We start from the raw sequence: 9,335 nt of genomic DNA, 5'->3' as shown, positions 1-9,335 counted from the left end.
TGACCTGTTACTCTGATGGAAATTTGCTGGCTTTACTGTCTGTTGATCCGGCGAATAAGCATGATGTGAGTGTTGTCCGGGAAAAGTTCTGGGTGATTGTTGAGGAGTTTTCCGGCTGTTTTCTGTTTTTGGATAAGGGGTATGTTAGCAGGGAACTCGAGGAGGAGTTTTTGAGGTTTGGCGTTGTTTACACGCCAGTAAAGCGGGGGAATCAGATTAGTAATCTGGAGGAGAAGAAGTTTTACAAGTACTTGTCTGACTTTCGCAGGAGGATTGAGACTTTGTTTTCGAAGTTTTCTGAGTTTCTTCTGAGGCCGAGCAGGAGTGTTAGTTTGAGGGGGTTAGCTGTCAGGATTTTAGGGGCGATTCTGGCCGTGAATCTGGACAGATTATACAACTTCACAGGTGGTGGGAACTAGGGTTTAAATATGAATTTTCGTTCATAATTTTGAGGTGGTTCGATGAAGAGGTTTTTGAGCCTCGTGCTGTTGGGGTTAATGCTGGGCTTAGTGGTTAGCCCAGCTTTAGCAAGTGTGGAGGGTGTTCCTGAACAAACACCAACTGTTCAACAAATCCCAACATGTCCATGCTGTTCTGGGAATGTCACAAAGGATGCACAAGTTCATGAAATTAAAGGAGCAACGGCATATTTAGGAGCCGTACAGATCCTTAATTATGAGGTGATGTAGCATGGAAAAAACTGGGGGCATCATCCTTCAGCTGTTTATACTTTTATTTTTTAGTAGTGTTGTTGTTTATGCAATGATTAACTATTCCAGCTTTGCACCATTATTGTGGCTTGTTTTTTGGTTGGTTCTAGGGTATGGTATAAATAAAATTGCCTTTAGAGACATTACAAATGCAAGGGACTATTCCCGAAAGGCATATATGATAGGGTACATTTTACTTGGAATTGGTATGGTGTTTTATTTTTTGAAAGGTGGAACGTCTAAGAGCAATGCGTTTTCATTTGTGCTGGCTATCTTGCTGATGTATGCTGTTTCCCCAATATCTATAAGGTTAGTAGGGCTCGAAAATGTAAATTATATTACGGATTTAAAAGATCTTACAAGATTAATTTTAGCTGCTTTGATTTCTCTTGCTGTGGGATTAGCTGTCTCCCTGCTTGTTTTTAGTGTCATGCGTTGAACATCTTAACAAATAACAGGGTGAGAACAATGAAAAGGCTAATATTTAGTTTATTATTGTGTGCTATTGTTTTAGGGTGCATTTCTCAGAGTTATTCAGTTGAAGACATAACCTTATACTGGGCTTCCGTTAAGTCCTTTGAGGCTCAAGAAATCATCAAGATTGGCAATCAGTCCTTTGAAAGTCATGTAATTTTTGTGAAGCCTGATAAAATAATTAGGGAAGATTATGTTAACGGATCCTTAGCTCAGAAAATCATCATTGAGAATAACACTCAAAGGGTTATTACTTCAAATACCACTTTTATCCTTAATGCGACAATAACTGATGTTAATGCCTTAGACCCATTTGTGGCAATACTGAACAACCTCCAGAACTTTAACATCATGAAAAACGGCGATATTTTAATTTTGAAACCCAAAACCCCGGAAATGCTCACTTATGAAGTCAAACTTAACGGGAAACTACCAGCCAAAATCACAATAAAACAAGCAGAACAAACAATAACAATAGAATACAAAAAACTAAAGGCAACTGGTTAGAGCTGTGAGTATTTCTCGTTGTCTTTTCTCTTTCTTCATCAGCAAAAGGCTTATAATTTCTCATTTCTTAGACCCTTTTAAAAAGAAAAGGTGATTCCATGAGCATCCTCATAAAGAATGGCTACGTAATATACGGCGAGAACCTTGATGTTATCAGGGCCGATGTTTACATTGAAGGGAACAGAATTTCCAAAGTTGGGAAAAACCTCAATCTCGGAGCGGATTATGTGATTGACGCTAGGGGAAAAGTCATTTCTCCGGGATTTATAAACGCTCACACACACTCCCCAATGGTTCTCCTGAGGGGTCTTGCTGATGACCTGCCCCTTATGGAATGGCTTCAGAGCTACGTCTGGCCAATGGAAAGAAAGCTCAAGCCGGAACATATTTACTGGGGTGCCCTCCTCGGGATTATTGAGATGATAAAGAGTGGAACAACGACCTTTGTTGATATGTACTTTCACATGGAAGAGGTTGCAAAGGCCTCTGAGGAGGCTGGAATAAGAGCTTATCTGAGCTACGGCATGGTGGATCTTGGAGATGAAGAAAAGAGGAATGCTGAGATCAAAGAAACTCTCAAACTCTTGGAGTTTATCGAGAAGTTAGATTCTTCAAGGATAGAGTTCTTCTTTGGGCCCCACGCTCCTTACACCTGCTCTCCAGAGCTTTTGAAATGGGTCAGAGAAAAAGCCGATGAAAGTAAAAAGAGAATAACGATACACATAAACGAGACAAGAGATGAGGTAAAACAGATAAAGGAAAAATACGGTAAAACTCCAGTAGAGTTTTTGGACGAGTTGGGTTTCTTGAAAAGCGATGTCACAGCGGCCCATGGAGTATGGTTAACTGACAAGGAGATTGAAATTCTAGCCAAAAGGAAAGTTACGATAGTTCACAATCCTGCAAGCAACATGAAGCTTGGCAGTGGGGTAATGCCCTTGGAGAAGCTCCTTAGAGCCGGAGTTAACATAGCACTGGGCACGGATGGAGCTGCAAGCAACAACAACCTAGATATGCTCGAAGAGATAAAGCTGGCTTCTCTCCTCCACAAGGTTCACAATTTAAACCCAACCCTTGCCGATGCAAGAACAGTTTTTAAGATGGCTACCCAAAACGGAGCGAAAGCCCTCAATTTGGACGCTGGAGCCATAAAGGAAGGGGCTCTTGCAGATATTGTCGTTATTGATTTTAATAAGCCTCACCTAAGGCCGATAACCAACATAATTTCCCATATAGTGTATTCCGCCAATGGGAACGATGTTGAGACAACTATAATAGATGGGGAAATAGTCATGCTCGACGGAGAAGTTTTGACCATTGATGAAGAAAAAGCTTTGGATAAGGTTCAGAAGATAGTCGATGAGCTTCGCTAACCTTTTATCTTTTTGGTGCGTATTTTTATGCGGTGGGCATTATGGAGCTGAATTTTGGGTCTCTCACATTTAAAGTTGCCCAAGGAGATATAACCCGCTTTCCGGCTGAGGCAATTGTCAATGCTGCGAACAAATATCTCGAACACGGTGGCGGAGTTGCTTACGCAATAGCAAAAGCGGCTGCCGGGGATGTTAGGGAATACATAAGGATAAGCAAAGAAGCCATGAAAGAGCAGATTGGAAGAAACTGGATCGAGCATGGGGAAGTTGTTGTAACACCTGCAATGAAAATGGAGCAGTATGGGATTAAATACGTCATCCACACCGTTGGGCCCTACTGCGGTGGCAGATGGGATGAGGATAAGAAGGAAAAGCTCAAGAAGGCTATTCTCGGGGCGCTGAGGAAGGCGGAAGAGTTGGGGGTCAAGAGCATAGCCTTCCCGGCTATAAGTGCTGGCATCTATGGCTGTCCCTTTGAAGAGGTCGTGAAGACTTTTGTCGAGATGGTAAAGGAGTTTTCGGAAGAAGCGAAAAGCGTTAAGGAAGTTTATCTGGTGCTGTACTCTAAGAAGGATTACGAGAGGGCTTTGAAGACTTTGACGGTTTAATGTCTCTTGCTGATAAATCTAATTCTGCCGAACTAACTACTTGACTTCTTTTCCAACTTGTTTTGATTATTTGTTTGATTTAATTTGTTGAATACTTTAAACAAACTTATAGTAATAGAAAAATTTTTATAACAAGTAGCATTATCTATCAGTGGTGATACCACATGGCAAACTTTGGATTATGGTGGGTCAAGTGGAATGGAGGTGAATACGAGTCAAGAATGATAAAAGGAAGAGATGAAAATTGGCAGGGTATCCCTGCAACCATTGATAACTTTAAAGAGTTGGGGTTCAATTATGCAGTAGTTCTTGACGGTGAAGGGAAGGGCACTCCACAACAAGGATATTCATATAATGATGGATATTATGATGGAAACAAGTTTGGAAGCTGGTTAAACAGACATTTCGAGGGTGCTATTGACTATTTTGCTTCTATCCCCATATTGAATAATACAAATATCTCCAGCAAGGGTGTTAGAGGAGTGTCCTACTGGAAAGGATGGATTGATGGAGTTTTAGATTCGACTGGAGGAAATTTAAAGGGATTTTACTGGAGCCTAGAGGATGCATGGCAAGTGAGCGATGGGACAGTGTATGAGGAAGACATTGAAGAGATATCAGCTTATGTGAGAAACTTAAACAAGAAGCTTATATGGATACCCTCAGCGTGTACATTGGTACTCGAGAAAACCAATATTTTCAGTCTTGCAGGCCTCTTCGACTATGTCTTTGTACAACCTAACTACTACCAACGAGGAGCTATTGCAAGGGGAGCTAATGATTACATCCCATATACTTATGAAGTTTTTAAAGAGTGGCTAACAAAACTTGAGAATCTAAAGAATGAGAACGATGCATTCAACATCTATATAGAAATGGAGGCCGATCAAAGTTTGCTCTTTTACTATATTGATCATACACACCTAGAAGAAAACTTTAGGATTTCCCTTCTTGAATACTGCGCCCCAACATTTAGTCCAGAATGTTTAAGCCAGTACACAACTGAAGCTAAAACCATAGCATACCACTACACTAAAGCACAGAAGGATGTCTTGGGAGGTTTATATCCGAACAGAGCATATTATCTCAGCATTGACCTGAATGTTATTAGTGAAATGAATGGATTTACTAGAAGATTGGGGGATAATTATGTATAACCATTTCAGAATCTCGTTTTTAGTCTTGCTGCTTGTTCTACCCTTAGTTTCCGGTGAGACCTGTGAACCTTACGAAACATATTCGATAACCTCAATCCTGCCAGGCAATGGGTATGCATTTATTATTGTGCACCATTCTGAATGGATATGCGAGAGGGTTGCGGGGGAGGAGACACTTAGGCGTAACATGCCCTATGGGGAATACGACCTCTACTATCTTTTCAATGGAAGCAACCTGCTCTTTTTGGGAAGAAGCAATCTCCTACTAGGCGAGCCTTCAATAATGGCTGAGATTAATGGGACTTTTTATATTCTGCAGCGCAGGGAGGAAATTATTCCCTACAAAAATATTACATTGATTATCAACGGTGAAGCCCGGAACTTTACGATTACCGCCCAGAAGACCGAGACGAGGGTTTACCGCTTTGAGGGATGTGCTGACTTGGCGTGGAACTGCACGAGAGTGGAGCTTCAGAACGGCACGGTGGTGTCCAACTGCACGGAAAGCCCCGTTTTGGACTACTTCTTCGCGGAGAATAGGAGGAGTCTGGAGGGTATCAGAGGAGAAATTCATGACGGCTTCGTAACTTTTCCGAACTCAAACTACAAAATTCCCGTTTTCGAGTTTGAAAGGCATTTCTCAGACTTTTTTGAGGGCAAGGAGCTTTCCAAAGCCCTCTCTGCCCTATATGCACTGCCCGTTGATGGAGGGATTCTCATCTACTATCCTGGCGAGATTAGGGCTGAGAAAGGCAGTTTCCTTTCGGAGTTGCCACTTGTATTCTTCTATGATGGAGAGAATCTAAGACATCTTGACATGAGCACGGATATGCAAGAACTTCCGGAGTGTAATCCCAGCCAAGCTCAAACAGAAAAAAATAAGAAGGAGATATGTGGTATCGGCACTTTGCTTCTCTTAATGATCATGCCGTTGGTTCTAAAAAAGTTGCACCAAGTAAAGGACAACTAAAGGGGTAGTGAGAATGAAAGCATTTCTCTCAATTTTTTTAATTTCTTTGGTGGTTTTTTCGTCTCTATGCATAAACCGGGCTTCGACAGGCCATTCCTCTCATCCGGAACCGGCTCAGGAAGTCACGGCGTTTCTCACTGAGGCTAAGAAAAACATTAAAGAATGCAACACAACTTTAAAGAAGCCTTTAGCCCCTTGGAGCGAGCCAGAGTATTTGAACATGACCGTCCTAAATGGAACAACCCTCAAGCTGGGCGGCAAGATATACAGATACACTGTTCTGGGCATCTGGAACGTTAGTTTTTCTGGAGAGGCGAACAGTGGGGAGTACAAAATTATCTGGGAGCAACTAAAGAACCTCACAACAACCGGGGGACATGAAATTGACTTCAAAATTTACAAAGGGAGTGCAATGATAAGTTCTTTCACCTACTGGTATGTCCCATTCCAGCTGGATTCGTTCTGTGTCGTGGTTAGTTCCAAATCCATAAAACTCCCAAACGGAGATACGTTAACCTTTATCTTCATGCATGTCGAAAAAGGAGATTTGTGGATTGCTTTACTTGGGTGACGCTTAGGGCTTCAGCTTAGCCCCCCAAGGCCAGGGTGTAAAAATCACCGGTACAGTTAGATATGGCGAATGCACAGAACTAATGCTCACTTTTATTCACTAAATTTGATGTACGGGAAAGCGTATAGAGCTTAACTTTGGAATTATTCCCCATAGCCCATCCTGACAGTACCTTTTTCATGAGCTCTAGATTCACAGGAATTGAAAATCCTGTAGTGTTTGCTGAGTATCGAATAGATTTCGAATTTTAACCTGACGACCTGATTAGCTGGGGCTAAAATCCCTTTATTTTCTATCTTGGATTTTTCAATTCACACTATTGAAAATAGAAAACTATATATACGACTAATGCCTAATGCCCAATGCCCAATGGTGATGTCCTTGAAGCGGGCTGGACTCTTGGCTGGAGTGTTGGTTTTGATTTTTGTTTTTTCAGAGCTTGTTAGCGCTCTACCTCGGGCTGACGTGGACAGCTGGACGGCCATTGGTCTTTTTGTCAAGGGTCAGATTGATATAGCACATACCAAGGGGACTATCAACGATCCGCATTTTGTGGAGGAACTCACCGATCTCGTTTTGAAGAAGTTCGGCAGACAGCTTGATATTGAGATCGCTGAACATGCTAAAAACCTCACACCTGAGCAGAGGGAAACCCTTAAGCGGTTGCTGGTAAGCGATTATGTCCCCTATCTCTATCAGAAGAGCTTTTATCCCAAGAACGCTAAGGTGTTGGTTGTAAAGCCTATCAAGGTTACCTCAGTTAAGACTAATGGTAAAGTCTATGACTATTACTACGCTTCAATGAGCTCTTCGATTCCCTACCCGATCCACTGGTGGGTGCAGGTACGGGTGGATATAGATGGGGGCAGTGGAGTTGATGATGGTGGAAATGGATACAATGTTAATGGAAAGAATGACTTGTTTAAAATAGTAGTATACTATACATCCAGTAGCGTTCAGTATGAACTTCACTTTTACGACGAGGATCACCCGGATCCGTTTTGGGATGACTTGTACGACGGATACAGATGCGATCATTATCCCGGAAGAGACGATGCCTACGGATGTGAGGATATAGAAAGTATTAAAGTTGAAAATGGAGTTATAGAGTTTCCATCAACGTTCAGTGGCGACTACGATTGTCATGGGAACTACTGTGAGGAGCCACAAACCTATGCTGTGGATGGGCCCAACCATTATAGTGGCACAAGGCCTTATTCTTCAGGCGTTGCTATTTACGTGAGCAACACGTGGAACCATCTAATGGATACAATTGATTCAAACCCGTCCATGGAGAAAGTATGGTGGTACACATCATGGGATTAGTACCTTTAATACATTCCATTTTGTGGGGATAATATGAACCAAGAAAACGAAAACCTTGAAGTTTGGCTTCCCCTCCTAATAGCCTTGAGACTTGCCTTTCGTTTTTTGATTTTTCTGGATTTAGAGTTATTTCCAGTTTTCTTCTTAAATATCCCTCTGTTATCAAAAATGCCGCATGGTTTTCTGCTTCCGTATCTTCTAGGAATGTTCTTCATTGAAGTTGGCCTACTTTGGACATTAAGAAAAGAGAATTTACCGTTAAAATCCCTCTTGGTATATTTTGGTACAGCTACAGTGCTTGAATTTCCGTATGCCCAGTTTAAAGGGCTATTAACCGGGTATTTTGACGGTATATTTCTCTTTGTCCTCCCATGGTATCTCAGTGCCCTTGCGGGTTTGGTGACTTCTCTAAAATTACTTTTTAGGATGCCATGAGTGTGAGGAGAAATTATTTAGGCAACGTATGGAATCAATACTGTGGACTCTAATCCTCGTATGAGCAAGAAGGAGTGGTGTACATCATGGAGCTGAGAACCCCTTTAAAGATTCTTTTATCTTTGCTTCTCCTTTGCCATGTTATGATTATCTGGGTGATTTTTCCTCTCCTTACAGCTCTTTCCCTCTGGCAGACAGTTTTATACTTGGTTTCTGTGGTGCTTCCTTTTTACAGTGTCTATGAACTTTTTTTGAATGAGAATAGGGGAATCCCTGCATCTCTGCTATGTTTTATTCTCCTTCTCCTGTTGGATATCAATATCGGTTTCAAGGCTCTTTACTCTCTGCCTTTGATAGGGATTGGAGGGAGTATAATCCTCTGGTTTTTGGGAAAGAGCTCCGGGGGTGTACCTCATGGATCTGGATAGAACCTGGTTCTTTTTCTTACTAATGTTCAGGCTCGCCTTTCGATTCATCTCAGCTATGGATATTCTTGGAATAGTGCTCTTTTACAACGTTCCTCTTCTCATGAATCTACCCCTGCCGAGGTTCACCATCCCCGGCTACATCCTCCTCATGGGTGCTCTGGAAGTTTATCTCATAATGATACTGCGGAAGGGGTTCTTTCCGGTAAAACTTCTCTTTGCTTATTTCATCATGGCACTCGTTTTGAGTTGCCTTATGCCGCTTTAAGCGGAACTTCACTGGGATTAACACTCTTCGTTCTTCCTTGGTATTTGAGTGCACTGGTTGGGTTTATACTGGTTTTAAAACATGTCCACAACTCTCTTGGCAGAGCATAGAGGGGTATCCTCTTCACTGTTGCATTACTCAAGTCCAACTTCCCAATAATGTCCAGTTAAGATTATAACTTTCTTTCCCTTATCAAAGAACGGTGGACCCTTTGAAGAAAAAACTCTTCATAAGTGCAATTTTTCTTGCTTTTTTGGTAGTATTTACAGTGGCAAGGTGGAACAGCATTAATACTGCTCCTTCTTCAACGGCCTCTCCCAAAACCGAGAATTTTTCAGAGATAAGCTCATCCAGCCGTTCTGCCTACCAGTAAAGTGCGTGTAGGGCGTTAATTTCGTAACGGGTAGGCTTCCAGCCTCCCGTCTTCATTGGCTGGCTTTCGGGGGGAACGGAGACTCCCCACATCTTCAGGGCTTTCAAGCGAATATTCCACGAGCCAACCACATCCCTA

General features: G+C 42.1%; 13 protein-coding genes and 1 pseudogene. 13 read left to right on the top strand and 1 reads right to left on the bottom strand.

Annotated features, from left to right (window positions below):
* From GBV73_RS09430 to GBV73_RS09370, 13 genes are all read left to right on the top strand, one after another.
* A partial coding sequence (locus GBV73_RS09430) for a transposase (RefSeq protein WP_152880977.1) occupies positions 1–419 on the top strand: 419 nt, incomplete at its 5' end.
* Between the two features lie 42 nt (positions 420–461).
* Positions 462–689: a hypothetical protein gene (locus GBV73_RS09425; protein ID WP_152880975.1), complete on the top strand. Its 228-nt coding sequence runs from the start codon at positions 462–464 to the stop codon at positions 687–689.
* 1 nt (position 690) lies between these two features.
* The gene (locus GBV73_RS09420) at positions 691–1,149 is read left to right on the top strand and encodes a hypothetical protein (protein WP_152880973.1); all 459 of its coding nucleotides are present in this window, start codon (positions 691–693) and stop codon (positions 1,147–1,149) included.
* Positions 1,150–1,178: 29 nt separating this feature from the next.
* Entirely contained in the window at positions 1,179–1,691 is a 513-nt protein-coding gene (locus tag GBV73_RS09415; protein WP_152880971.1) for a hypothetical protein, read from the top strand.
* A 98-nt stretch (positions 1,692–1,789) separates the two neighbouring features.
* Positions 1,790–3,064 (top strand): amidohydrolase family protein, encoded by a 1,275-nt coding sequence (locus GBV73_RS09410; protein ID WP_152880969.1) that lies wholly within the window; start codon positions 1,790–1,792, stop codon positions 3,062–3,064.
* Positions 3,065–3,105: 41 nt separating this feature from the next.
* The gene (locus tag GBV73_RS09405; RefSeq protein WP_152880967.1) at positions 3,106–3,672 is read left to right on the top strand and encodes a [protein ADP-ribosylglutamate] hydrolase; all 567 of its coding nucleotides are present in this window, start codon (positions 3,106–3,108) and stop codon (positions 3,670–3,672) included.
* Positions 3,673–3,836: 164 nt separating this feature from the next.
* A complete protein-coding gene (locus tag GBV73_RS09400; RefSeq protein WP_004069935.1) occupies positions 3,837–4,829 on the top strand; it encodes a DUF4855 domain-containing protein in 993 nt (330 codons plus the stop codon).
* Complete coding sequence (locus GBV73_RS09395) at positions 4,822–5,799, top strand: hypothetical protein (protein WP_004069934.1); 978 nt, start codon at positions 4,822–4,824, stop codon at positions 5,797–5,799. Before GBV73_RS09400 ends, GBV73_RS09395 begins: the two co-directional genes overlap by 8 nt.
* A gap of 49 nt (positions 5,800–5,848) precedes the next feature.
* A complete protein-coding gene (locus tag GBV73_RS09390) occupies positions 5,849–6,370 on the top strand; it encodes a hypothetical protein (protein ID WP_225807190.1) in 522 nt (173 codons plus the stop codon).
* A gap of 375 nt (positions 6,371–6,745) precedes the next feature.
* Complete coding sequence (locus GBV73_RS09385) at positions 6,746–7,696, top strand: hypothetical protein (protein ID WP_152880965.1); 951 nt, start codon at positions 6,746–6,748, stop codon at positions 7,694–7,696.
* A gap of 33 nt (positions 7,697–7,729) precedes the next feature.
* On the top strand, positions 7,730–8,131 hold the full coding sequence (locus tag GBV73_RS09380) for a hypothetical protein (protein ID WP_152880964.1): 402 nt from the start codon (positions 7,730–7,732) through the stop codon (positions 8,129–8,131).
* Between the two features lie 86 nt (positions 8,132–8,217).
* Positions 8,218–8,559, top strand: a complete 342-nt coding sequence (locus GBV73_RS09375; protein WP_152880962.1) for a hypothetical protein — start codon at positions 8,218–8,220, stop codon at positions 8,557–8,559.
* Positions 8,546–8,824, top strand: coding sequence for a hypothetical protein (locus tag GBV73_RS09370; RefSeq protein ID WP_152880960.1), 279 nt, complete (start codon positions 8,546–8,548; stop codon positions 8,822–8,824). The genes GBV73_RS09375 and GBV73_RS09370 overlap by 14 nt, the downstream gene beginning before the upstream one ends.
* 363 nt (positions 8,825–9,187) lie before the next feature.
* Here GBV73_RS09370 and GBV73_RS11425 read toward each other — a convergent pair.
* A pseudogene (locus tag GBV73_RS11425) lies at positions 9,188–9,335 on the bottom strand (RNA-guided endonuclease TnpB family protein); the annotation flags it as partial.

Origin of the sequence: Thermococcus sp. 101 C5, from assembly GCF_009372125.1 — an archaeon.
GTDB classification, from domain to species: Archaea; Methanobacteriota_B; Thermococci; order Thermococcales; family Thermococcaceae; genus Thermococcus_A; species Thermococcus_A bergensis.
This window is presented reverse-complemented; position numbering and strand designations above follow the sequence as displayed.

Bases quoted from the DNA above. Each gene is read 5' to 3' on its own strand.
- GBV73_RS09425 (WP_152880975.1), top strand. From the start codon at position 462: ATGAAGAGGTTTTTGAGCCTCGTGCTGTTGGGGTTAATGCTGGGCTTA.
- GBV73_RS09420 (WP_152880973.1), top strand. From the start codon at position 691: ATGGAAAAAACTGGGGGCATCATCCTTCAGCTGTTTATACTTTTATTT.
- GBV73_RS09415 (WP_152880971.1), top strand. From the start codon at position 1,179: ATGAAAAGGCTAATATTTAGTTTATTATTGTGTGCTATTGTTTTAGGG.
- GBV73_RS09410 (WP_152880969.1), top strand. From the start codon at position 1,790: ATGAGCATCCTCATAAAGAATGGCTACGTAATATACGGCGAGAACCTT.
- GBV73_RS09405 (WP_152880967.1), top strand. From the start codon at position 3,106: ATGGAGCTGAATTTTGGGTCTCTCACATTTAAAGTTGCCCAAGGAGAT.
- GBV73_RS09400 (WP_004069935.1), top strand. From the start codon at position 3,837: ATGGCAAACTTTGGATTATGGTGGGTCAAGTGGAATGGAGGTGAATAC.
- GBV73_RS09395 (WP_004069934.1), top strand. From the start codon at position 4,822: ATGTATAACCATTTCAGAATCTCGTTTTTAGTCTTGCTGCTTGTTCTA.
- GBV73_RS09385 (WP_152880965.1), top strand. From the start codon at position 6,746: ATGTCCTTGAAGCGGGCTGGACTCTTGGCTGGAGTGTTGGTTTTGATT.
- GBV73_RS09380 (WP_152880964.1), top strand. From the start codon at position 7,730: ATGAACCAAGAAAACGAAAACCTTGAAGTTTGGCTTCCCCTCCTAATA.
- GBV73_RS09375 (WP_152880962.1), top strand. From the start codon at position 8,218: ATGGAGCTGAGAACCCCTTTAAAGATTCTTTTATCTTTGCTTCTCCTT.
- GBV73_RS09370 (WP_152880960.1), top strand. From the start codon at position 8,546: ATGGATCTGGATAGAACCTGGTTCTTTTTCTTACTAATGTTCAGGCTC.